Raw genomic sequence first — 21,526 nt, 5'->3', positions numbered from 1 at the left:
AATAAAGCGCCGCACATGTCAATCCGGATTCGGTGCATACACAGGTGCCCGGTCCGCAACATAAATCCCATGCGGAGAACGTCCGACCGCGATGGTGTCGATTAGTTTGCGGCTGGCGAGATCAATGACGCCGACATGACGCGCAAACCGGAAAGTCACCCAAAGGGATTTACGATCGGCAGACAATTCCATGTCGTCGGGTCCGGGCAATAAACCCGTGATATCCCCAACCTTCTCCAGCGTCGTGTAGTCCAGGATGCTGATCGTGCTGGCCACGCGATTGGTCACGACAATGTGTTTGCCGTCGTCCAGATTGCGGAAGTTGTGCGCGCCTTTGCCAGTCTGAATGCGTTTTATGACTTGCTGCTTATGCCAGTCGACAACGGCAACGTCGTCTTCGCCCGTCATGCCGACCAGCAGGTCCCGGTCGCCCGGCGTCATCCAGAGCCCGGCCGGCGTGTTCCCGACCGTCATCTTCCACTTCACCGTTTGAGTGGCCAGATCGATTGCGGCGAGTTCACCTGAATCCTGCAACGTGACGAATACCGTGCTGGCATCTGAAGAAAACGTCATGTGGCTAGGCGTTTTCCCGAGCGGGACACGCTTCACGAGCGTGAGGTCTTGGCCGTCGTATTTATAGACATCGACCCGGTCCAGCCGCAAGCCGGCGGTGACGAACCATTTGTGGTCAGGAGAAAAACCAAGCTGATACGGATCTTCTATGTTTTCGACCCGCTTTTGTACCTTGCCGCTACGCGGATCGACAAAGATCAGATCATTCGACACCGAGTCGGCGACAATAAGCGAACTGCTGTCCGGCGTAATCATCAGGTGATGGGGTTCTTTACCTGTCGGTTCAGTAGCCAGGACCTGTCGTTTTGCCTCATCGATTAACGTGAGCTGCGCCTCGCCGGAATCCAGCACGATAACCTTCGGTGCGGCCGGATTATCTGCTAAAGCAATGTGTTGGAAAAGCAGGCTGACGACCGCTGCCACTGAAAGGTTTCTGATTGCAGTGCTAAGCATATTGAAAGAAATGACAACGAGGAAGCCCGGACAGGCCAAAACTGTGCTTTGATAGCTTAACGCGCTGGTTTGAAACCGACAGAAAGCTATCAAAACACTGCATGTAATGCCGCGTGGCGAACGCCAAGCCCGCCGCCACGAAACGAACCTTATCTCTAACGTATCGAATCAAGCAATGGATGACCGAGTCCGCGCTGAAACTAGCCGATCGATGACCGACAATACGACTCTGGCCATGCGCGATGTGCTGGAAGGCCGCCGCACGGGCTGGTCCGTGCTTCTGCCCTTTGCCGGGCCGGCGGTAGTGGTCTCCGTCGCTTATATGGATCCGGGTAATTTCGCGACCAATATCCAGGCCGGCGCGAGATACGGGTATGGATTATTGTGGGTTGTGCTGCTGGCGAACATCATTGCAATGTTATTCCAGGCACTTTCCGCAAAACTGGGAATCGTCACCGGACGGAATCTGGCCGAACTATGCCGGGATTACTTACCGAAACCGCTCGTTTATGTGATGTGGGGAGTAAGCGAGGTCGCGGCCATGGCCACCGATCTGGCCGAATTCCTGGGTGGCGCGATCGGGCTTAGCCTGCTTTTTCACATGCCGTTGTTGATCGGCATGATCGTCACGGCGGTCATAACCTATGGTTTATTGTTCTTCGAGAAAGCCGGGTATCGGCCGCTGGAGCTGATCATCGGCGCGTTGGTCGGCATTATCGGCTTGTCGTATCTGGCGGAGCTTTTTATTGCGCCGGTCGCGTGGTCCCAGGTCGGGCTGCATCTGTTCAAACCCGAATTGCCCGACGCGCAAGCGGTGACCATCGCCGTGGGCATTATCGGCGCGACGGTCATGCCGCACGCGCTGTTTCTTCATTCGGGGCTCACCCAGGGCCGCCTGCCTCCCAAGACCGAAGCCGAACGCAAAAGGCTGCTCACGTTCTCAAACGTGGAAGTGATCATTGCATTGACTATTGCAGGCATGATCAACATGGCGATGGTGATCATGGCATCCGGCGCTTTTCACTCAGGTCATCCGGAAGTGGCCGAGATCGAAACCGCCTATCACACGCTTGCGCCGCTGCTTGGTATTGCCGCTGCGGGCATTTTTCTCTTGTCGCTGATCGCGTCGGGCATTTCAAGTTCGGTCGTGGGAACCATGGCCGGTCAAATGATCATGCAAGGGTTCGTCGGATTCCGCATTCCGCTATGGCTGCGCCGCGCGATCACGATGGTCCCTAGCTTCGTCGTGGTCTGGCTCGGCATGAACGCAACGCAAGCGCTCGTCGTGAGCCAGGTCGTGCTGAGTCTTGCGCTGCCGTTTCCCATGGCAGCACTCGTCTGGTTCACCTGCAGGACAGACGTCATGGGCTCGTACAAAAACCGGACGCTGATCAAATTCACGGCCATCTTTGCGGCTGTTGCAGTGCTGTCGCTCAACGTCGTGCTGTTGCTGCAGACGTTCGGTGTCGATATTCCGGGTCTTCCGGGCGCTTGACGCACCGCACTACCCGCCCCGCTTATCTTTGCCCCACGCCCTTAAAGAACGTATAGCAGAACACGCCATCTGCCTGCGTGGTTCGATAAAGGTCCCTGATGCCGTCGTCGAAATCTTCCGGCTTGATCAGGCCGGAAGATATCGCTGGCGCGCGAACGCCCTCGATCATCGCAGTGAATGTCTTCCTCGTGAATCCATCGACCAGATCAGGCCGGCTCGAGTCCGCGTACACCATGCGAGGTGACACGCGAACCTTATCGAAACCAGTCGCTGTCATCAGCGGATATAACTGCCTGCCGATAAGCGCATTGCCTCCCGCCCGCTGCTGCAACGTGATTTGGCACTGAATGGCCGCGCGCGCAGCATGACTGTCCGGATGAAAATACGTCGATCCGTGATCCCCTTCAATGACCGTGATCGTTCCACCCGGCTTGAGCAAACGCTTGAGCAACGTAAGCGCCTCGATGGGATGCGCAAGATGCTCCAGCACGAAGCAAACAAAAACGTGATCGAAAGACCCGGCATCGAACGGCAACGAGAATATATCGGCCTGCTGGAACGTCACGTTGGTAAGTCCCGCTGCATTGATTTTTTGCCGGGCTGCGTCGATTGATTCCGGGCGAATATCGATCGAGGTGAATCGTGCATCCGGGCTACGCTGAGCCAGCGTGACCGTCTGCGCGCCGACGCTGCATCCCGCCTCCAGCACCGTGTGTCCGGCAGGATAAAGCGTGTCGAAGTGCAGCAGGTCAGTCAGCGTTCGCGCCTGGTTCTGCAGGCGCTCGTTCTCGTGCGATTGATAACCGTGTACATACGCGTCCATGAATCCAGACCTCCTTCAAGTGGGTGGCCCAGTTTCGCTGTTCACTCCGGCGCTCGTCTTGAACGTTATTGCAGCGCGCGCACGGCCGTTTTCTGCCAGGCGCCGGGCGTGAATCCGAACTGACGAACGAAAAGCCGCGTCATGTGGCTTTGGTCAGCGTAACCACACGACGCTGCCGCTTGCGCCAGGCTTAGCCCTTCGCGAATGAGGCTTCGAGCTCGCTCGCCGCGCTGATGTAACAGCCAGGAATGCGGCGGCACGCCATAGATCTTTTCGAAGCGGCGCAGGACTTGATATTTGCTTAAGCCCGCCATCGCGGCCAGTTCGCTTAGTGTCGGCGGATTAAGCAAGTCATCGCCAAGCCGTTCGCGAACTTGCCTCAAGTCCCCGCCAATCTCGCGAACGGGTGGAACAGTGGAATGGACATTCAGCAGAAGCGCGCAGGTCTGGACCAGGGACTCTTCGCACGCGAGGACATTGGCGCTGGTCGACTGTCGCTCAGCGCCGCAGTTCTCGACGCGCCGAAACAGTTGCCGCAGCGCAGCGCCGAGTCGCGGGTCTTCTATAACAGGATGCGTGAGCGCTACATCAGAAGCGGTGCGAGACAGAGGATCGCCCAGCATGGAAGCAATCACCCCGGGTTCCAGATACACCATGCGCCAGCGACGCGAAGCGCCGCCAATCGGGCGGCCGTCATGCACCTCACCGGGATTGGTCGTGATCAGGTTGCCGGCATGAGCCTCCACCAGCCCCTGACCGCTAGCGGAGCTTTGCGCGCCGTTTTCCAGAAGGCCGAGGCCGAAGGTTGCATGCCAGTGTTTGCCGTAGTGACGAGCACTGTCGATGTCCGTGCAATAGACATCCGCCCAGGGCGAGCCAAACACTCGACAGCAGTGACTTGGAGTTGCCTTCATGTCTCAGAGACTATCGCAAGTTGAGCCTCGAGTTAGTTCAGAAGCACCGTTAAGCCGGGTTTACCAGAAACACAAAAAACGAAACAATAGTCACATCATAAGATACGATTATCACAACTGGACGCCACTAATAAGGCTGCAATGCCCACAAATGTTATTGACTCATCATTTGGCCGATGAGAAGATCACAACAACGTTTTGCGATCAATAGCAAAAAATTCGCAGAATACATAAAAGAAGTTCGTCATGCAGACGAAGGAGACAAGCGAGATGAGTGAACCGGTTGCGGTCGCGGCCGCTTCATCGCCTCAGGTTCCATTGATCCGTGTTGCGGGCGTCACGAAGCGATTTGGCGGCGTGCAAGCGCTTCGCGGCGTCAACCTCGAAGTACTTCCCGGAGAAGTCCACGCGTTGCTGGGCGAGAATGGTGCCGGGAAGTCAACGCTGATCAAGATCCTGAGCGGTGTTCATGCTTACGATGAAGGGTCCATCGAGATCGCCGGCAAGAGAGTGGCGTTCGACTCCCCCGCAAAATCCCGCGACGCGGGTATTGCCGTCGTCTATCAGGATCTGAGCCTGGTCGAATCCTTGTCCGTCGGCGCCAACCTGATGCTGGGACGAGAGCCGCGTACGCGTTTGGGTTTCGTGAAGAAACGCGAGCTCATGACAATGGTCAGTGACTTTCTTAAAGCACATGGCATCCCGCTCGATGCACGCACACCCGTGGGTTCTCTCCCCTTCGCTTATCGGCAGATGACGGAGATCTGCAAAGCGTTGATGGGAGACGTGCGAATCCTGATCCTCGACGAACCCACCTCGGCGCTGACCGGGGGCGAGGAACAAATCCTCTTCGACGCCATCCGCACCGTGACGGATCGCGGCGTGGGAGTGATCTATGTGACCCACCGGTTAAACGAGGTGTTTCGTATTTCCCAGCGAGTCACGGTGTTCCGTGACGGCATGAATGTCGGCTTGTTTCCAACAGCGGAAACCGATATGAAGCAACTGGTTGCAGCAATTATTGGCCCCGGCCACGCCGCCTTGCATGCCCGGGAAAGGACCGCGGTGGGCTCGGCGAGCGAGTTGCCTGCAGGAGAATGTGAGACGGCATCCGTGACCGTGGCGCCTATCCTTACGTTATCCAAAGTAGGTAACGACCGGCTCCATGATGTCAACCTTACGGTCCGCAAGGGCGAGATCCATGGACTCGCGGGATTGATCGGCAGCGGCCGCACCGAGATCCTGCAAACCATCTTCGGACTCAGACCGGTTGATATGGGCGCTATTGTTATCGACGGCCAGCCGCTCTCCCGTATCACGCCGGCCAAGGCCATCAAACTTGGCGTCGCGCTCGTGCCGGAGGACCGCCATCTGCAGGGGCTGGTTCTCGACCACTCCATCGAGCGAAACCTGACCTTGCCGCGGTTGCCGCATTTTTCCCGGTGGGGTTGGCTGCGCAGCCAGGCTGCCGTGCAGCAGGCACGAAGCGCGATGAAAAAGCTGGCCGTGAAAGCGCCGGGCTCTTCCACCTACGTCAAATTCCTGTCTGGAGGAAATCAACAGAAAGTGGTCTTTGCCAAGTGGGATCGACCGCGGCCAAAACTTCTTCTGCTCGATGAACCCACGGTTGGCGTCGACGTGGGCGCGCGCGAGGAAATCTACGGCGTGGTCCAGGGCGCCGCCAGTGCTGGCACAGGTGTCCTCATCGTTTCCTCGGATCTGGATGAACTGCTGCGCTTATGCGACCGGGTCTCGATCGTGGTCGACGGCCGCATCGTCAATACCATTGATCGCGCCAATCTCGGCAACGCCGAAGAGCTTCATCACCTGATTCAACTTTCCCGTTCTTCCAACGAGTCCCCCAAGGGGACTTCCTTCGGGGCGCACGCAACATGAACGACTCTGTCTCGACGCCGGCGACTGACGGGCAGGTTGCCCAGCAGCGGCGCAGCCGCAAGTGGCAACTGGTGCAACTCCTGTTGCAGGGAGACAGGCCGTATGCGCTGTATTTCGCGTTCGTGATCCTGCTGGTGGTCTTCAGCCTGGCGTCGCCGTGGTTCCTCTCGATCGACAACTTCCTGAACATCGGCCGCCAGACCGCGCTCGTTTCCATCATCGCTATCGGCATGACGTTTGTCATCATTGCCCGGCAGATCGACTTGTCGGTGGGGTCAACGCTGGCGTTGTCCGGGATGTCCGCCGCACTGGCGATGGCGCATGTCGGCGACAACTGGATCATCGGAGCCGTCGCTGGCATCGGCACGGGCGCACTCGTGGGCACGATCAACGGATTCATTATCACGAGGCTGAGCATTCCCTCGTTCCTGGTGACGTTAGGATCCCTGAGTGCTGCGCGCGGGCTGGCATTGCTGGTCACGACGACCAAACCGGTCATCATCACCAATGATTCCTTCGTCGCGATCTTCGGCGAGGGCGATATTCTCGGCGCACCGGTGCCGATCATATGGACGGTGCTCGCCGTGATCGCCGGCATCTTGCTGCTTCACTACAGCGTCTTCGGCCGGCAGATCTATGCAGCTGGCGGCAATCCGACCGCAGCGCTTTATTCGGGCATCAACATCAGGCGCGTGACGACGCTTGCCTTCATTCTCACCGGCATGCTTGCAGGGCTCGCTGCACTCGTCCTCTCCGCGCGCTCGCATGCAGCACGTCCCGATGTCGTCCAGGGTCTCGAGCTCGATGTGATCGCCTCCGTGACGCTTGGCGGGTGCAGTTTGTTCGGTGGCCGGGGGTTCGTTCTCGGCACGCTGCTTGGCAGCCTCATTATCGGAACACTCAATAACGGTCTGGTTTTGCTGGGCGTGAGTTCTTCGCTCCAGCTTGTCATCAAGGGAGCGATCATTGTCGCGGCGGTCGCTTTTACGAAGAAGTGACGGAACCACGGCCACGCGCCGGCCAAGGTTCCGCGATGGGCAGGAGACGCGGTACATCAAAACCAACGGAGGAGAATCATGAAAATGGTTTTAGCCAGTGTGATGGCAGCGGCAGGCGTCGCGGCCATGTCTTCTTACGACGCCCGCGCGCAATGCGTGACCGGGCTGCCGGTAGGATCGATAGGACCCAAGTCGATTGTCGGGCAAGGACCCAACGGCGAAAAAGCGGCTTCCGTGGACACGGTGCAACTCAGCGCCGCCGACATGGCCAAGGTGAAAGCCGGTAAATTCAAGGTCGGCATTTCCATGCAGACCATGAACCTCGACTGGTCCCAGCTGCAGGTGCAAGGCATCACCGATACCCTGAAAAAATATGACGTCGAGGTCATCGGCACAGCGTCGGCCGAGTATCAGGTCGACAAGCAGATCGCGGATATCGAGAACACCATTCAGCGCCATCCGGACGGCATCATCTCCATTCCGGTCGACGGCACCGCGACCGCCGCGACGTACAAGAAAGTTTCGCAGGCCGGCATCAAGCTCGTGTTCATGGACAACGTGCCCACCGGCCTCAAACATCCTGAGCAATACGCGTCGATGATCTCGGCCGACAGCGAGGGCAATGGCCAGATCGCGGCCAAGGTCCTTGCGTCATGCGTCCCCCAGGGCGCCACGATTGGATTAGTCAATTTCGGTGTGGATTACTTCAGCACGAAGGAGCGCACCAAGGCGGTCAATGACTGGATGAAAAAGAACCGGCCCGATATCAAGATCAAGCAGGTCGACTTCACGGATCCCTCGAAAGTGGGACAAATCGCGGGCGACTTCCTGACGGGCAATCCGGACGTCAAGGGCTTGTTCGCGGTTTGGGATCAACCGGCGTTGGACACGCTGACATCGATGCGGGCGCAAGGGGTGAACATTCCTGTCACGACGGTGGATCTTGGCCTCGAATCCGCGATCGAGATAGCCAAGGGAGGACCGCTCAAGGCGACCGGTTCGCAGCGTCCCTACGATCAGGGTGTTGCCGAGGCGATGGCCATGATGAAGGCGCTGATCGGACAGACGCCGCCGGCCTGGATCGGCGTGCAGTCTCTGCCCGTCGTCCAGTCGACTGTGCTCGAAGCGTACAAGACCGTCTTCAAGAAAGATCCTCCAGCCCAGCTTGCGGACGCATGCAAGAAAGCGAAGCCGGCTTGCGGCTGATGTGAAGCTTGAGCGAGGTACGGAGAGCGATTGGTGGCACCGTGCTTCGCTTGTCCGCAATCCCGGAGCGACGTTCGGTTTGTTCCGGGACGATGCCCGGAAATCAAGTGTGTCTGAACGCTCGCGCTCACCCTTGCGGTGAGCGCGATGACAACTTATCCAGTAGCCTGCGCAGCGTATCCCGCTCGTCCTTTTCCAGCGAAGCGAGTATTACATCGTCGAGTTTCAGTGCGATCGCCATGGCCTGCTGCAGCAACGCCGCGCCCTTCGGCGTGAGCTGGATCGCATAGCGGCGACGGTCGGCTTCATCCGGCACGCGATTGATCGCGCCGAGCGCCTCCAGATCGTCAATCATCGGCACGATCGCGCTAGGCACCACGTTCAACGCCTGGCCGAGCGCGAGTTGAGAGGCCATCGGCATGCCGCGGATAGCCGCCAGCAAACCACAATGCCTCGGTCGAAGCCCAAGCGGGCGCAAACGCTCGGCGAACTCCTCAGTCGCAGCCTGCCCCAGCTTGCTGAGCATGTAACCAGCGGTATTAGTCAAGTGACTTGCTTGTTTCATGGTCGAATAGTACATTGATTAAATCATTCACTATGTGAACTATTCCCCATGAGAACGAAAACCCTCTTCTACGTATGTGCTTCGATTACCTGCTTGAACGCACTGACCAGCGCTGCCTTTTCGGTGGCAATGCTCATCGGCGAACCGTTAATGAAGACCGCCGCCATGTACGGCGTTGCGCGCAGTGTGCCGCTCGCCCTGGCAGCGCTGGCCGCGACGGCTACGCGCTCCTATGGCGGTATCGTGGTGCTAGGCTTGCTGTTGGCGTCGGTACAGGCATGCGACGCGATTGTCGGATGGATGTCGCGCGATGCTGGCAAGACGATCGGGCCGCTGGTGCTGGCGGTCTTGACCCTCGTTTCGGTCATTGTTTTCTTGCGCAAGGAACGGTCGGAGGCTTCTTGAGACTGGCCGGCGAAATACCTAGAGCGCGCGCGAGAGTCGGGTCAGCGTATCAACCGGATGCCAGCCCGCCTTTTGCCAAAAGGTCATACCGGCCTCGTTATCGACGACAACATCGAGATGTACCCATCCCAGTTGATGCTCCCGCAGGCCCTCGAGACACCTGTCGATCATCGCCCGGGCGAGCCCTTGACCACGCGAAGCGGGCGCAACCACGACATGCTGAAGGAATCCACGGCGTCCATCGTGGCTTGCCAGAGCGCAGCCAACCAGGTTGCCGTCATCAAAAGCGACGACGCTCAGGCCCGGATTTCTGGCAAGTAACCGTTCGATCCCGTCCCGGCTGTCGGTGACGGGCCGAATATCGACACCCGGTGTACTCCGCCAGAGCGCAACTACAGCTTCATAGTCAGCCAGCACCATTTCTCGAATCTCTACGCCCATTTTCCATCCTGCAAAGAGCTATTGTTAAACGTCAAGCAAACACGCGACTATAGATTTTACTGACACCGCCGACGCTTCTTTTAACACCTAGTTTACGCGCACTCAAATAGCATTTGCCCGAGTCGCGGTTCAGGCCGTCGGCATCGAATGCTCAGGCAGATCGCGACGCCTGAAAGTAATGAGATGTTTTTTGGCCCTTGCAATATCCCGGAGTTTTAGAAATGAAAAAGTCCCTCGTGGTCGCTGCCTTGTCGTGCGCGTCCATTGTTTCCGCTCACGCCCAAAGCAGCGTCACGCTCTATGGCGTTACCGATACCGGCCTCATCTATAGCAATAATCAAGGCGGTCATAGCGCCTGGCAGGAAACCAGTGCCGCAACCGAAAATACCGTGTACGGGTTGAAGGGCTCGGAGGACCTGGGCGGAGGTCTGCATGCCATTTTCAAACTCGAAAATGGGTTCAACCTGAATAACGGTACATCGTTCAATTCCGGCGATGCATTCGGAGAGCAGGCATATGTCGGCATACAAAGCGACAAGTTCGGCACGCTGCTGCTGGGCCGTCAATTCGATCCGGTCAATGACTACCTCGGACCTTTGTCGGCTACAGGCAGCGGCTACGGCGGCAACCTGTCCGCACACCCGTTCAACAACGATAACCTGGCCGCTGACTCCATGAGTCTTAACAATGCGGTCAAGTACACGAGTGTGTCGTATGCCGGCTTTACTTTCGGAGGCGCATACGCGTTCAGCAACAAAGCCAATGGATTCTCAGACAACCGGGCGTACGGGTTCGGCACTTCGTATTCGGCGGGTCCGCTGAACGTTGCAGCGGCGTATCTTCAGTTGAACAACGCTGGAGGCGGTATCCAGGCAACCAATCCAAACGGCGCAGTGGCACTCGGCGACGGCAGCGCCGACTTCGTCGCCACGCGCCAGCGTACCTGGGGTGTCGGCGGCAACTACGTCTTTGGCCCGGCCACGGTTGGCTTGTTGTGGACCCATTCGCAGATCGACAACATGGCCAGCGTATTTGCGGGGAGCTCAGGAAATGTCCCGTTGGCCGGCCAGTTGCGGCTCGACAACTATGAAGTCAACGCCCGCTATGCGTTGACACCCGCGCTCAGCCTCGCAGCAGCCTATACGTTCACCGATGGGTCGTACAACAGCGGAGCATCCGGGTCGTCACCAAGGTGGCACGAAGGCACCTTGCAAACCGACTACGCTCTGAGCAAACGCACGGACTTCTATGTTGAAGGCGTCTATCAACATGTTTCCGGCGCTCAAGCGGGGACCGTGTTAAGCGAGGCCACCATCAACACGCTGTCGCCCTCATCGACTGGAAGCCAGCTCGCCGTGACCGTGGGTATCCGCCATCAGTTTTAAAAGGCACGGGTAGTTGGGTTGTTGCACAGGCAGTGATCAAGGTGAATCTCGAACTGCACAGACTGTATGGCGCACCCGCATGAAGGGAACGCTGGCGCTTGGCGTAACTCGCCACGGCGCCAGCAAGATCATCCTACGTTCATTGGCAACAGCACCATCTGCCTGCCCTGCTGGTGCAGGCGCGTCTGGATCTCGACGGGTGTCTGGTTGTGCAACCACGCCGTCAGGAAATTGACCCTCTTGAAGATCAGTTTGCTGGCAAAGCACACGCTGTTTGGAAACTCATCCATCGTGGTCTCGGTTAGCTTCATGAATTCTCCAATCGGGTGCGTGCCGAAGCCAATCCGGTAATCGGCCGGAATGCCATGCCGGCGGCAGTGCGCGACGTAGTACTCGAGCGACGACCTGATCGTTTTCTGCAGACGATCCAGATGTTCGGCGCCTTCGTAACTTTGCGCATCGACTTCGCCCACGGCGAGAAATATGAAGCTCTTGAAGTGGCCAGGGAACAGCCGGTTGACCCACAGAAGCGCGTGCATGCTTGCACCGCGATGTTTGCCGACCAGCAGGATGGCTGTCGGCTGAGACGGGTCCGGGTTAGCCAACGTGGTTTCATCGGTTGCAGGCGGCATGTCGCTAAAGATTGCGTCCTCCCTGGCGAGTTGCGCACGTGTGTCGTTGTAGTGACGTTTGATCAAGAAGCACGCGACGATCACCGCGCTCGTGACCAGCACCGTCAGCCAGCCACCTGCCGTGAATTTCTCGACCAGCGTAATGACCAGCACGGTACTGGTCACCGAGAGACCAAGCGCCGACAGCACAAACGGTCTCACCCAGCCTTTACCGTCACGGCGATGAAGCCACCAGTACGTGCACAAGCCAAGCAACGACAGGCTGAACGTGAGGAACACATTAATGCTGTAAAGCACGACGAGGATGTCCACGTTGCCGTGCGTCCAGAACAGGATCACCAGACTCGCGATCCCCATGACGACGATGCCGTTCTGCCTGACGAGCCGCGTCGACAGGTCGCGGAAATGGCGCGGCACCCAGGAATCGGAGGCCATGTTCGACAACACCGCCGGACCGTCGAGAAAGCCCGTTTGCGCACCGACCAGCAACAGTCCCGCTTCGAGGGCCAGCACCACGGCCAGCAGTGCATGACGCGCGAACGCCGATCCGAGTCCCAGATGGTCGATCACGCTGCCGAAGACCACGGCGTTGAGCGTTTGGCCCTCAACCGGCCGGGCCTGCCACAACATGTAAAGCAGGATGATGCCGCCCGCCGTGAACGCCAGCGACGTCGCCATGTAGAACATCGTCACCTTGCCGTTCGGCACGCGCGGCTCGGCCAGCATGTTGACGTTGTTCGACACCGCTTCGAGGCCTGTGTAAGTACCGCCACCTAACGAAAACGCACGCATCAGCAGGGCTATGACCACGAGCGGTCCGAGCGTATGCGACATGGTGTGCGCTTCCGCCACAGCGCCTGGCACAACGGCCACCAGCTGATCGCCGTGGACGGCTACGCCATAGACGATCAGTCCAAGATGGAGCACGACAAAACCGAGAAAAATCGGCACCAGCACCAGGGTCGACTCCTTCATGCCGCGAAAATTCAGCCCGGTCATCAGGACGATCAGCGTCAGTTCGGTGGCGAGTTTGAATGCCTGCGCGCTAACAGGCAACAGGCTGAAAAACGCATCGACGCCGCTCGCAAGCGACGTCGCGATCGTCAGTACATAGTCGACCAGGAGCGCTGCCCCTGAGACGAGCCCCGGGCTCGACCCCAGCAAGGCGGTAGCGACGCGATAGCCGCCACCGCCAGTGGGAAACAGTTCGATGACCTGGTTGTAGCCAAGCGCGATGACAAAAACGGTCGCCGCGGTCGCGAACGCGAGAATCAGCGCGAGCGGCGTGTGCTGACCGAGCGCCAGGAACGCTTCTTCAGGACCATAGCAGGAGGAAGACAGTCCGTCCGCACCGAGCCCGACCCATGCGAGTAGCGGCGTGACGGCAATGGCATGGCGCGTGCGCGGATCGAGAGGATCGAGCGGCTTGCCGACCAGCAGGCTCCAGATCTTGTGAACGGCAGCCATGGCGTCTCCGAATTGATCCAGAAGCGGGAAATATTATTGTGAGCGAGAACGTCGAGGCCGCCAAATTCGCTTTCTTACGCAGTGTTTGGTTTTCCGTAATCTAGCCGCCAACAGTCCCGGCGCGTTGCTGCAGGAAGTGGCGCACTGCGGGATCGCGCTCGAGGCCGATGGCGCGCCGGTACGCTTCTGCCGCTGCCTCTGCGCTACCGTTTCGTGTCAATAGTTCCGCGCGCGCAGCCCAGTAGGGCTGGTATTCCGACAGCCGCGCGTCCCCTGCCAAATCATCGAGTGCCGCGAGTCCCATCGCTGCGCCCTGTATCTCGGCGATTGCAACGGCCCGGTTGAGCATCGCCACCGGGGAGTCGATCAACTGGCATAAGACGTCATACAGTTGCACGATAGCCGCCCAGTCAGACTGGCCGCCGCGCCGCCGCACTGCATGAGCGGATTGCACGGCCGCTTCCAACTGGTACCGCCCGAGCTTGCCACCCCGGCTTGCGTGCGACAGCAGTTCCTCCGCCTCGTCGATCATGGCCAGGTCCCACAACCGCACATCCTGGTCGCTCAGCGCCACGTACGAGCCATCGGCACCTCGCCTTGCCGCGCGCCGGGCATGCGTGTGCAGCATCAACGCCAGTAGTCCGAGCGCCTCGGCATCATCCGGCAACAACGAAGCGACAAGCCGGCCCAGCCAGATCGCCTCGTCCGCAAGATTGCGACGGCGTGCGTCGCTCCCCTCAGGATCAGCCCACCCTTCCGAATACGCTGCATAGATGGCTTCGAGCACCGTGTCCAGACGCTCGGCCAGCATCGTCTGGTCAGGCAGTCCAAGGCGGATGTTGGCATTGCGGATCTTGCTCTTCGCGCGCACGAGGCGCTGCCCCATCGTGCCGGGCGCCGTCAGGAACGCCGAGGCGATCGTCGCGGCGTCGAAGCCGAGCACCGCCTGCAGCATCAGCGGCGCGCGCACGCCGCGCTCGATCGCGGGATGAGCACAGGCAAACATGAGGCCCAGGCGCTCGTCGGGTATCACCGGCTCGCCATCCTCGTCGCTCGCCAGTTCGGCGAGCCACTGCAGGTATCCCGCCGCGTCCTCTCCAAGACGCCGCCGGCGTGCCGCATCGACCATCTTTCGGCGCGCGACCGTGAATAACCACGCGTCCGGATTCTGCGGCACGCCGTGCATCGGCCAGTCAGTGAGGGCGGTGGCGAAGGCTTCGGACAACGCGTCTTCCGCCCCCGCCACATCGCGAGTGCGGGCGGCAAGAAACGCGATCAGCTTGCCATAGCTGCGCCGCGCTGCCGCCTCTGCCGCCCTTGCCGCTTGATCCGCTTCACCGTCGCCCGGCAACACGAGCTCAGTCCTGCCCAAGCGGCCAGATCGGCCGTACTTCCATCGTGCCGTAGCTGGCAGCAGGACATCGGGCAGTCCATGACAACGCGGTATCCAGGTCAGGCACGTCGATGATGTAGTAGCCGCCCAGCTCTTCCCGCGTCTCGGCGTAGGGACCGTTAAGCACCTTGGTCTCGCCCGACCGGACACGTACAGTCGTAGCCGTCTCTACCGGCCTTAGCCGCGCTCCTCCACGCATGATCCCGGCCTTTTGCAGCGCTTCGGTATAGGCACCGAAGGCAGCAGTCATTTCCGCGCCTTGCGCCGGGCTCATCTCTTGCAGCTCGGCCTCGCTCCGAAAAATCAGCAGCATGTATTCCACGATAACTCCTTGTCTTTGACGGCAAGACACCATTGCCTAGCCTTGACAATGTCGCGCGGCTTAGCGGGATTTATACATGGTAGGTAAAAAAAGTCGGGTGCGTTGGAAGGTTGGACGGGGAACTGCGGGGCGATTAAACCAACTGCCGAATGGCGGGCTCGTCGCCAGTTTGGGAGCCGATTAATCGACTGCAAAATCGAAGGGCGTCGAGTTGACCTTCGAAGCAATCAGAGCGCCGGGTGCTATAGCACTAAAAAAATTACTCGGAACAGCTTGACTCTACGCCACGGCCAGCGACAAGTGACCAATAGGCTCCTTGGCAGGTATGATCTTGATTTCGATGTCGTAGCCGAGTCGATTCAAGCAATCCATCAGCTTGCGTTCAGAGAGGTTAGAGAAGTCCCCCCTCAGCAGGCCCGATACTTTGGGCTGAGCAATTCCCATACGGCGGGCAGCTTCTTCCTGAGTCAGCCCGAGCTTGCGCACGGCCTTGGTAATTTCAATCACAAGGCCCGACTTGATCTTGAGCTTTTCGGCATCTGCAAAGCCCAAGTCGGCAAAAACGTTGCCGGAACCCGTCTCGACCTCGATACCGTCAACGATTCGCTTTCTCATCTCGTAGCTCCTTCACCAGCGCTTCGGCAACCTTCAGCCTGGCACGAATAATATCCATATCTTCCTTGGGTGTGGCGATTCCGCTCTTGCTCTTCTTCTGAAAGCAATGCAGCACAAATACCGCTTCCTGAAACTTCACCGTGTAGACGGCGCGATAGGTGCCGCCAGCGTCATCTTCAACGACCTCCAAGACCCCAGCCCCACCGAAGCCTTTGAGAACTTTGGCGGCGCCATGCTGGCTACCTCGCTGGGCGAAATCCAGTGCATGCCCGAAGAACTTGCGCACATTTATTGGAAGCCCTATCAAGTCTCTCTTACTGCTACCGATCCAAACGAGCGACTTCTGTTGGCCTACCATACACGTATTATACCTTAAATAGTATAAACTACAAATAAGACTGTGAACGAGTGCATACAGAGCGCTCGACACTGTTGGTGACGTCGTTATATTCGAGCATCACTATTCAATGAAAGACGACTAGTGATCCTAAGTTTTCCGGGCATTCCTACACCCTGTCCGGGTTGCTCATAGTCTCATGAAAGTAGCGCCTTGCGGGCTAACGACAGTGTCGAGTAACAACACCCATCCCTCATCACCATCAAGTCGCGGCATGAACCTTCAACTCATCCGCTCGCGAAAGAAACAACTTCAGAACAGGAGAGGTGTTCGACTTGCTATAGCCGATGACCAGATCGATCGTCGGCGCATCGCCTTCAAGGGGCCGGCTGACTACCGACCACGGCAGCAGGTTGTTCGCATACTCCGGCATCAGCGCGAGCCCGCGCGTGGACGCGACCAGCGACATGGCCATTGCCAGATTATCGACCCCGTGTTCGGGCGTGATATTGACCCCGCTCTGCTGCAGATACTGCACGATCACCGCGTGCGCCACCCTCGCCTTGTTTGACGCCATGATGAATGGCTCGCCCACGAAATCCTCCGGTCGGATCGTCGCTCGCCCGGTCAACCGATGATCGCTCGGCATGAGCGCAATGAACTTTTCGCGGCTGACCACCCGGTACTCGAGATCGAACCCCGGTTCGGCACGCAGAAACGCCAGGTCGAGTTTTCCACGCGCGAGTGCATCGGCGAGATCCGGTGAATAGTGGCTCGACACCGTCACGTCGATGTTCGGCAGTTCATCGCGAAGCACCTGCATGGCGCGCGGCAGCCAGGTCATTTCCTGGCCGGTCAGGAAGCCGAGCGCGAAGACTTGTTTCGTGGGCTGCGCGGCTCGGCGCGCTGCCTCGATGGCGGCGTCGACCTGCGTCAGCGCGAGCCGCGCATGGTCGAGAAAAGCCTTGCCCGCCGCGGTCAGTTCAACCCCGCGCGCACTACGGTTGAACAGCTCCATACCGACCTCGTCTTCCAGATCGCGGATCTGCCGGCTAAGCGATGGTTGCGACGTATGCAAGCGACGTTCGGCTGCAACGGTCAGGCTGCCGGCCTCCGCGACGGCCAGGAAATATCGCAGATGTCGAAGCTCCATAGATCCTCTTTGATTTGCCCATGCCTGACAGGCATGCCCGCCAGCCTACAAAGTCTTTTTCCTTTCCTCAAGATATCACTAGATTACGCATCAGGCAGCGACGAAACGGCGATGACCCGTTCATCGCAATGGCGTGGAATCTGTCGCGCTCCATGCCTTTCATCTATATCGGAGAACCGCCATGACTCGCTTTACCCACCAGACCACCCCGACGCAATTCGTCGATGCGAACGGCATCCGCTTCGCCTATCGGCGCTTCGGCAAGACTGGGGGCGTGCCGCTCGTGTTCAACATCCACTTCACCGGAACGATGGACCACTGGGACCCGGCCGTCACCGATGGTCTTGCCCAGGATCGCGAAGTGATCCTGTTCAACAATGCCGGCATTTCCAGCACCTCCGGCGAAGTGCCGCAATCGATTGAAGAGATGGCCGCCAACGCCGCGGCTTTCATCAAGGCACTGGGTCTCACGCAAGTCGACGTGCTCGGTTTTTCGATGGGCGGCCTGATTGCGCAGCAACTGGCGCTGCTCGAACCGCAACTCGTGCGCCGCCTGGTCCTGGTCGGCACCGGCCCGCGCAGCGGCGAAGGCATGCAATCGCTGACGCCCGAGGCACAGGATATTTTCGGCGCGGCTTACGAGGAGCCCGATCATCTGTGGCTACGTGTGCACTTCTCGCCGTCGGAGGCGAGCCAGGCGGCTGGCCGCAAATTTCTGCAGCGCTTCCGCCTGCGCACTGAAGAGCGGGATCCCGAAGCCAACGACAAGGTCGCACCGGCGCAACTTGCCGCGCTCGCCAAATGGGGCGCGCCGCGCGAGAACCCTTTCGATTACCTGAAGGCGCTCGCTCAGCCCACGCTCGTGATCAACGGCGATAACGACGTGATCATCTACTCGATCAACTCGTGGATCCTGCAGCAGAACATTCCGAACGCGCAGTTGATCATTTACCCCGATGCGAACCACGGTTCGCTGTACCAGTATCCCGAGCGCTTCGTGACACACGTCGCGCAGTTCCTGTCCGAGAGTGGCGAACGCGCCTGAGCCAAGGCTCACGCTCCGAGCCGTCCGTTTGCTTTTCATTCAACTTACTGGGGTCTCGTCATGACCAGCCTCTCCGGAAAGACCGCTCTTGTTACGGGGGCTTCACGCGGCATCGGCCGGGCCAGCGCACTTGCACTCGCGAAACAAGGCGCGCAGGTGCTGGTGCACTACAGCAGCGGCGAAAAGGAAGCGGACGCTGTCGTTACCGAGATTCGTGCGGGCGGCGGCAACGCCCAGAAAGTCGCTGCGAATCTGCGCGATGCAGACGGCCCGCATACGCTTGCCAAGCGCGTACGCGCTGTAGTGGGTCATCGACTGGACATTCTGGTGGCAAACGCCGGCATTTCAAAGTCGGCGAGCATCGAGGAAACGACCGTTGAAGATTTCGACGACCTGTTCGCCGTGAACGTACGCGCGCCCTATTTCCTCGTGCAGCAGTTACTGCCTGTGATGTGCAAAGGTAGCAGCGTTGTTCTACTATCTTCTCTCGCGGCACATGCCGCGGTAGGCACGTTCCCGGCATACGCGGCTACCAAGGGCGCGGTCGACACGCTCGTCAAGCATTTCGCTTCCGCGCTCGGCGAACGTGGCATCCGCGTGAATGCGGTTGCGCCCGGTGTCGTTGCAACCGACATGGCGAGCTTCGCGAAGACCGATGCGGGACGCGTTTCAACGCTCGGCATGCAGGCGTTGAAACGCGTTGCACAACCCGATGACATTGGCGGTGCGGTCGCGTTTCTCGCATCGGATGCGGCGCGCTGGATCACTGGGGAAACGCTGCGCGTCGACGGTGGCTCGAAACTATGAGCCGAACGGATTCAAGTATTTTCAATGCCTGGGATAAAGCTTGTTGATTAGGTATCCACATTTAAATAATGCATCCAAAGGAAGATTCGAAATGACAACCGCCACACCCGTACTGTACGAATCAAAAGGATCCCCCAACGCGCGGCGCGTGCGTTTCTTCATCGCGGAAAAGGGAATCGATATTCCGATGAAGCCTGTCGACCTGGGCGTCAAAGAACAGTTCTCCGATGCCTACCGCGCCGTCAATCCGCGTAGCCAGGTGCCGGCTTTGGCATTGGCCGGCGGCCCAGTCATCACAGAAGTGCTTGCGATCTGGCGTTATCTGGAAGAAGCGTATCCGCAGACGCCCTTGCTAGGCACGACAGCTACGTCGAAGGCGCTCGTCGCGATGTGGGAACGCCGCGCAGAACTGGACGGCTTCGCGCCGGTGATGGAAGGCGTGCGCAACGCGGTCCCCGGACTGAAAGGCCGTGCGCTGTCAGGTCCGCACGCCTATGACCAGATTCCCGAACTGGTCGAGCGAAGCAAACAACGCGTGGCCAACTTTTTCGCGGACTTCAATGAGCGGTTGGAGACGGTGCAGTACGTCGCCGGCGATGAATTCTCTGCGGCGGATATCACGACACTGGTTACGGTCGACTTCGCAGCCAACGCACTGAAGATGCCCATTCCAGCGGAACACACCGCATTTCAGCGATGGTATGACGAAGTATCGGTCCGGCCGAGCGCCGCTGCATGACGTATTCATGACGTAGCCACAACGAAAAAACTTATCTGGATTTTATCAACTGCGGAGATTTTCTTCGCCGTTGCACTGTTCAATCAAGGAATCGAAATGACCAGCAAACCCGTTGTACTCATCACTGGCGCACTGACCGGCATTGGCCGCGCGGCCGCACTTGCATTCGCCCGCGAGAACGCACGTATTGTCGTGTCGGGGCGCCGGGCTGAAGAGGGCCGAAAACTCGCCGAGGAGCTCATCGCACTCGGCGCCGAAGCTGAATTCATTCAGGCGGATGTCCGCTTCGAGGACGAGGTGCGCAATCTCGTCGACGGCACCGTGGCCCGCTTCGGGCGACTGGACGTCGCGGTCAATTCTGCAGGCTCGGAAGGTGAATCGGCACCCGTCATGGAGCAGACTCCCGAACGGTATGCCGCCGTCTTCGACACCAACGTGCTCGGCACGCTGCTCGGCATGAAACACGAATTGCGCGTGATGTCGGCGCAGGGCAGCGGCAGCATCGTCAACATCTCGTCGACAATGGGCGCGCGTGGCGCAGCGGGCGCGTCGATCTACGTAGCCAGCAAGCACGCGGTAGAGGGACTGACCAAGTCCTCAGCGCTCGAAGCGGCGGCGTTCGGCGTGCGCGTCAACGCCGTCGCGCCCGGTCCTGTGCAAACTGCCATGCTCGACCGCCTGACGGTAAACGCCGAACGCAAGGCTGCCTTTCTTGCGGGCGTCCCGCTTAAACGAGCCGGAACGCCGGAGGAAATGGCCGACGCGATCCTGTTCGTTTCGTCCGACAAGTCGAGCTTCATGACCGGTGAGGTCCTCAGGGTCAATGGCGGAAGAACGGCTTCCTAACCTCTTTCACCACACCTTGGAGATACCCATGCTCTATGAAATCCGGACCTATACCTTCAAGCCACTGCGCACCGCCGAATGGCTCGCGTTATACAAGACCGAGGCTCTGCCGATTCAGCAGGAATATCTTGGCAAACTGATCGGCTTCTTCACGACTGAGATTGGCGACATCAGCCAGGTCGTTCATATCTGGGCTTACAAGAGCCTTGACGATCGCCTTGAGCGCCGCGACAGGATGGCGGCCGATCCTCGCTGGCAGGCATTCGGAGGCAAGGTGAAAGCGTTGGACATTCTCGTCGGCATGGAGTCGCGGATCATGAGGCCGACGGACTTCTCGCCGTTGCAGTAACGCGAACGTGCAAAGGCAAGCGCTTCGTCACAACGGCCATTTCATCTCGTTCAGCCGGGCACGCTGGTTGTTCCGGGTGAGCCCTGAATCACCGCACGGGACTGACGCCCATGCGATTAACGGTAATGGTGAACGTAATGTCTACCCCACTCTTCAATGACCTGCCCGCACCGCTCAAGAGCGTGCAAACACAACCCCTGTTCGTCATGCGTCTCGATGTCAAGCCGATTGTCATCGTCGGAGAGACACCCGGGCCATTTCGCCGGATAGGAATCGTGCCGTCAGGAACGTTCGCCGGCGAGCGGCTGTCGGGCAAGGTGCTGGACGGCGGCAGCGACTGGCAAACCGTGCGCAGCGACGCCAGCACCACGCTCGACGTGCGCCTGGTCCTGCAAACCGGCGACGGCGTGCACATCATGATGGCTTATCGGGGCGTGCGTCACGGTCCTGCCGACATCATGCAGCGACTGGAAAAAGGCGAGGAAGTCGACCCGGCAAGCTACTACTTCCGCATCAACCCGATCTTCGAGGCGCCTGCCGGAAAGTATGAGTGGCTGAACCAGATCATCGCGGTGGGTACCGGCCACCGGTTCGCGCATGGGCCGGTCTACAGCGTGTTTGAAGTCTTGTGAACAGGACACGTCAGCGCGGCGCACGCACCGCTGGC

General features: G+C 59.2%; 23 protein-coding genes. 12 read left to right on the top strand and 11 right to left on the bottom strand.

The genetic code is table 11. The features are described 5' to 3' along the window. Nucleotides 1–18: 18 nt before the first annotated feature. Nucleotides 19–1,026, bottom strand: a complete 1,008-nt coding sequence (locus M0D69_RS32840; RefSeq protein WP_301786007.1) for a beta-propeller fold lactonase family protein — start codon at nucleotides 1,024–1,026, stop codon at nucleotides 19–21. Between the two features lie 175 nt (nucleotides 1,027–1,201). Between M0D69_RS32840 and M0D69_RS32835 the strand changes: the two genes are divergently transcribed. After that, the gene (locus M0D69_RS32835) at nucleotides 1,202–2,521 is read left to right on the top strand and encodes an Nramp family divalent metal transporter (protein ID WP_301786006.1); all 1,320 of its coding nucleotides are present in this window, start codon (nucleotides 1,202–1,204) and stop codon (nucleotides 2,519–2,521) included. Nucleotides 2,522–2,543: 22 nt separating this feature from the next. On the opposite strand, the gene M0D69_RS32830 is transcribed toward M0D69_RS32835, so the two are convergent. Continuing rightward, complete coding sequence (locus M0D69_RS32830) at nucleotides 2,544–3,344, bottom strand: class I SAM-dependent methyltransferase (RefSeq protein WP_301786005.1); 801 nt, start codon at nucleotides 3,342–3,344, stop codon at nucleotides 2,544–2,546. A 65-nt stretch (nucleotides 3,345–3,409) separates the two neighbouring features. Further along, the gene (locus tag M0D69_RS32825) at nucleotides 3,410–4,258 is read right to left on the bottom strand and encodes an AraC family transcriptional regulator (RefSeq protein ID WP_301786004.1); all 849 of its coding nucleotides are present in this window, start codon (nucleotides 4,256–4,258) and stop codon (nucleotides 3,410–3,412) included. Between the two features lie 270 nt (nucleotides 4,259–4,528). Between M0D69_RS32825 and M0D69_RS32820 the strand changes: the two genes are divergently transcribed. The 3 genes from M0D69_RS32820 (at nucleotide 4,529) to M0D69_RS32810 (ending at nucleotide 8,358) form a co-directional block, all read left to right on the top strand. Continuing rightward, nucleotides 4,529–6,154: a sugar ABC transporter ATP-binding protein gene (locus M0D69_RS32820; protein ID WP_367619790.1), complete on the top strand. Its 1,626-nt coding sequence runs from the start codon at nucleotides 4,529–4,531 to the stop codon at nucleotides 6,152–6,154. Then, nucleotides 6,151–7,152, top strand: a complete 1,002-nt coding sequence (locus M0D69_RS32815) for an ABC transporter permease (protein ID WP_301786002.1) — start codon at nucleotides 6,151–6,153, stop codon at nucleotides 7,150–7,152. The genes M0D69_RS32820 and M0D69_RS32815 overlap by 4 nt, the downstream gene beginning before the upstream one ends. Nucleotides 7,153–7,230: 78 nt before the next feature. Beyond that, complete coding sequence (locus M0D69_RS32810) at nucleotides 7,231–8,358, top strand: substrate-binding domain-containing protein (protein ID WP_301786001.1); 1,128 nt, start codon at nucleotides 7,231–7,233, stop codon at nucleotides 8,356–8,358. A 127-nt stretch (nucleotides 8,359–8,485) separates the two neighbouring features. Here the strand turns inward: M0D69_RS32810 and M0D69_RS32805 are convergent, their stop codons facing one another. Next, entirely contained in the window at nucleotides 8,486–8,905 is a 420-nt protein-coding gene (locus M0D69_RS32805; protein WP_301786000.1) for a MarR family winged helix-turn-helix transcriptional regulator, read from the bottom strand. A 111-nt stretch (nucleotides 8,906–9,016) separates the two neighbouring features. Here M0D69_RS32805 and M0D69_RS32800 point away from each other — a divergent pair, with 111 nt between their 5' ends. Beyond that, on the top strand, nucleotides 9,017–9,328 hold the full coding sequence (locus M0D69_RS32800; protein WP_301785999.1) for a hypothetical protein: 312 nt from the start codon (nucleotides 9,017–9,019) through the stop codon (nucleotides 9,326–9,328). 18 nt (nucleotides 9,329–9,346) lie between these two features. Here M0D69_RS32800 and M0D69_RS32795 read toward each other — a convergent pair whose 3' ends face one another. Then, a complete protein-coding gene (locus tag M0D69_RS32795) occupies nucleotides 9,347–9,769 on the bottom strand; it encodes a GNAT family N-acetyltransferase (RefSeq protein WP_301785998.1) in 423 nt (140 codons plus the stop codon). Between the two features lie 221 nt (nucleotides 9,770–9,990). On the opposite strand from M0D69_RS32795, the gene M0D69_RS32790 reads away from it, so the two are divergent. Then, nucleotides 9,991–11,154, top strand: coding sequence for a porin (locus M0D69_RS32790; protein WP_301785997.1), 1,164 nt, complete (start codon nucleotides 9,991–9,993; stop codon nucleotides 11,152–11,154). 128 nt (nucleotides 11,155–11,282) lie between these two features. On the opposite strand, the gene M0D69_RS32785 is transcribed toward M0D69_RS32790, so the two are convergent. From M0D69_RS32785 to M0D69_RS32760, 6 genes are all read right to left on the bottom strand, one after another. Beyond that, the gene (locus tag M0D69_RS32785) at nucleotides 11,283–13,253 is read right to left on the bottom strand and encodes an APC family permease (RefSeq protein ID WP_301785996.1); all 1,971 of its coding nucleotides are present in this window, start codon (nucleotides 13,251–13,253) and stop codon (nucleotides 11,283–11,285) included. A 100-nt stretch (nucleotides 13,254–13,353) separates the two neighbouring features. Continuing rightward, nucleotides 13,354–14,607: an RNA polymerase sigma factor gene (locus M0D69_RS32780; protein WP_301785995.1), complete on the bottom strand. Its 1,254-nt coding sequence runs from the start codon at nucleotides 14,605–14,607 to the stop codon at nucleotides 13,354–13,356. Nucleotides 14,608–14,611: 4 nt separating this feature from the next. Beyond that, on the bottom strand, nucleotides 14,612–14,959 hold the full coding sequence (locus M0D69_RS32775; protein WP_277032487.1) for a YciI family protein: 348 nt from the start codon (nucleotides 14,957–14,959) through the stop codon (nucleotides 14,612–14,614). Between the two features lie 288 nt (nucleotides 14,960–15,247). After that, nucleotides 15,248–15,583 (bottom strand): helix-turn-helix domain-containing protein, encoded by a 336-nt coding sequence (locus tag M0D69_RS32770; protein ID WP_301785994.1) that lies wholly within the window; start codon nucleotides 15,581–15,583, stop codon nucleotides 15,248–15,250. Then, nucleotides 15,564–15,941, bottom strand: a complete 378-nt coding sequence (locus M0D69_RS32765; RefSeq protein ID WP_301785993.1) for a type II toxin-antitoxin system RelE/ParE family toxin — start codon at nucleotides 15,939–15,941, stop codon at nucleotides 15,564–15,566. The genes M0D69_RS32770 and M0D69_RS32765 overlap by 20 nt, the downstream gene beginning before the upstream one ends. A 241-nt stretch (nucleotides 15,942–16,182) precedes the next feature. Next, the gene (locus M0D69_RS32760; RefSeq protein ID WP_301785992.1) at nucleotides 16,183–17,073 is read right to left on the bottom strand and encodes a LysR substrate-binding domain-containing protein; all 891 of its coding nucleotides are present in this window, start codon (nucleotides 17,071–17,073) and stop codon (nucleotides 16,183–16,185) included. A gap of 181 nt (nucleotides 17,074–17,254) precedes the next feature. Between M0D69_RS32760 and M0D69_RS32755 the strand changes: the two genes are divergently transcribed. From M0D69_RS32755 to M0D69_RS32730, 6 genes are all read left to right on the top strand, one after another. After that, nucleotides 17,255–18,118, top strand: coding sequence for an alpha/beta fold hydrolase (locus M0D69_RS32755; protein WP_301785991.1), 864 nt, complete (start codon nucleotides 17,255–17,257; stop codon nucleotides 18,116–18,118). A 60-nt stretch (nucleotides 18,119–18,178) separates the two neighbouring features. Beyond that, complete coding sequence (locus M0D69_RS32750; RefSeq protein WP_301785990.1) at nucleotides 18,179–18,925, top strand: SDR family NAD(P)-dependent oxidoreductase; 747 nt, start codon at nucleotides 18,179–18,181, stop codon at nucleotides 18,923–18,925. 91 nt (nucleotides 18,926–19,016) lie between these two features. Continuing rightward, nucleotides 19,017–19,664, top strand: a complete 648-nt coding sequence (locus M0D69_RS32745; RefSeq protein WP_301785989.1) for a glutathione S-transferase — start codon at nucleotides 19,017–19,019, stop codon at nucleotides 19,662–19,664. A 96-nt stretch (nucleotides 19,665–19,760) separates the two neighbouring features. Beyond that, nucleotides 19,761–20,510 carry an SDR family NAD(P)-dependent oxidoreductase gene (locus M0D69_RS32740; RefSeq protein WP_301785988.1) on the top strand — a complete coding sequence of 250 codons (750 nt, stop codon included), beginning with the start codon at nucleotides 19,761–19,763 and terminating at the stop codon, nucleotides 20,508–20,510. A 28-nt stretch (nucleotides 20,511–20,538) separates the two neighbouring features. Then, nucleotides 20,539–20,859: an NIPSNAP family protein gene (locus M0D69_RS32735; protein ID WP_301785987.1), complete on the top strand. Its 321-nt coding sequence runs from the start codon at nucleotides 20,539–20,541 to the stop codon at nucleotides 20,857–20,859. Between the two features lie 137 nt (nucleotides 20,860–20,996). Continuing rightward, the gene (locus M0D69_RS32730; protein WP_301785986.1) at nucleotides 20,997–21,491 is read left to right on the top strand and encodes a DUF3237 domain-containing protein; all 495 of its coding nucleotides are present in this window, start codon (nucleotides 20,997–20,999) and stop codon (nucleotides 21,489–21,491) included. The last annotated feature ends 35 nt before the right edge of the window (nucleotides 21,492–21,526 follow it).

It is taken from the genome of Caballeronia sp. SEWSISQ10-4 2 (genome assembly GCF_030464885.1).
Classification (GTDB): Bacteria; Pseudomonadota; Gammaproteobacteria; order Burkholderiales; family Burkholderiaceae; genus Caballeronia.
Note: the sequence above shows the minus strand (reverse complement) of the source record. Positions and strands in the feature narration are given on the sequence as shown.

Bases quoted from the DNA above. Each gene is read 5' to 3' on its own strand.
- M0D69_RS32840 (WP_301786007.1), bottom strand. From the start codon at position 1,026: ATGCTTAGCACTGCAATCAGAAACCTTTCAGTGGCAGCGGTCGTCAGC.
- M0D69_RS32835 (WP_301786006.1), top strand. From the start codon at position 1,202: ATGGATGACCGAGTCCGCGCTGAAACTAGCCGATCGATGACCGACAAT.
- M0D69_RS32830 (WP_301786005.1), bottom strand. From the start codon at position 3,344: ATGGACGCGTATGTACACGGTTATCAATCGCACGAGAACGAGCGCCTG.
- M0D69_RS32825 (WP_301786004.1), bottom strand. From the start codon at position 4,258: ATGAAGGCAACTCCAAGTCACTGCTGTCGAGTGTTTGGCTCGCCCTGG.
- M0D69_RS32820 (WP_367619790.1), top strand. From the start codon at position 4,529: ATGAGTGAACCGGTTGCGGTCGCGGCCGCTTCATCGCCTCAGGTTCCA.
- M0D69_RS32815 (WP_301786002.1), top strand. From the start codon at position 6,151: ATGAACGACTCTGTCTCGACGCCGGCGACTGACGGGCAGGTTGCCCAG.
- M0D69_RS32810 (WP_301786001.1), top strand. From the start codon at position 7,231: ATGAAAATGGTTTTAGCCAGTGTGATGGCAGCGGCAGGCGTCGCGGCC.
- M0D69_RS32795 (WP_301785998.1), bottom strand. From the start codon at position 9,769: ATGGGCGTAGAGATTCGAGAAATGGTGCTGGCTGACTATGAAGCTGTA.
- M0D69_RS32790 (WP_301785997.1), top strand. From the start codon at position 9,991: ATGAAAAAGTCCCTCGTGGTCGCTGCCTTGTCGTGCGCGTCCATTGTT.
- M0D69_RS32785 (WP_301785996.1), bottom strand. From the start codon at position 13,253: ATGGCTGCCGTTCACAAGATCTGGAGCCTGCTGGTCGGCAAGCCGCTC.
- M0D69_RS32775 (WP_277032487.1), bottom strand. From the start codon at position 14,959: ATGCTGCTGATTTTTCGGAGCGAGGCCGAGCTGCAAGAGATGAGCCCG.
- M0D69_RS32770 (WP_301785994.1), bottom strand. From the start codon at position 15,583: ATGAGAAAGCGAATCGTTGACGGTATCGAGGTCGAGACGGGTTCCGGC.
- M0D69_RS32765 (WP_301785993.1), bottom strand. From the start codon at position 15,941: ATGGTAGGCCAACAGAAGTCGCTCGTTTGGATCGGTAGCAGTAAGAGA.
- M0D69_RS32760 (WP_301785992.1), bottom strand. From the start codon at position 17,073: ATGGAGCTTCGACATCTGCGATATTTCCTGGCCGTCGCGGAGGCCGGC.
- M0D69_RS32755 (WP_301785991.1), top strand. From the start codon at position 17,255: ATGACTCGCTTTACCCACCAGACCACCCCGACGCAATTCGTCGATGCG.
- M0D69_RS32750 (WP_301785990.1), top strand. From the start codon at position 18,179: ATGACCAGCCTCTCCGGAAAGACCGCTCTTGTTACGGGGGCTTCACGC.
- M0D69_RS32745 (WP_301785989.1), top strand. From the start codon at position 19,017: ATGACAACCGCCACACCCGTACTGTACGAATCAAAAGGATCCCCCAAC.
- M0D69_RS32740 (WP_301785988.1), top strand. From the start codon at position 19,761: ATGACCAGCAAACCCGTTGTACTCATCACTGGCGCACTGACCGGCATT.
- M0D69_RS32735 (WP_301785987.1), top strand. From the start codon at position 20,539: ATGCTCTATGAAATCCGGACCTATACCTTCAAGCCACTGCGCACCGCC.
- M0D69_RS32730 (WP_301785986.1), top strand. From the start codon at position 20,997: ATGTCTACCCCACTCTTCAATGACCTGCCCGCACCGCTCAAGAGCGTG.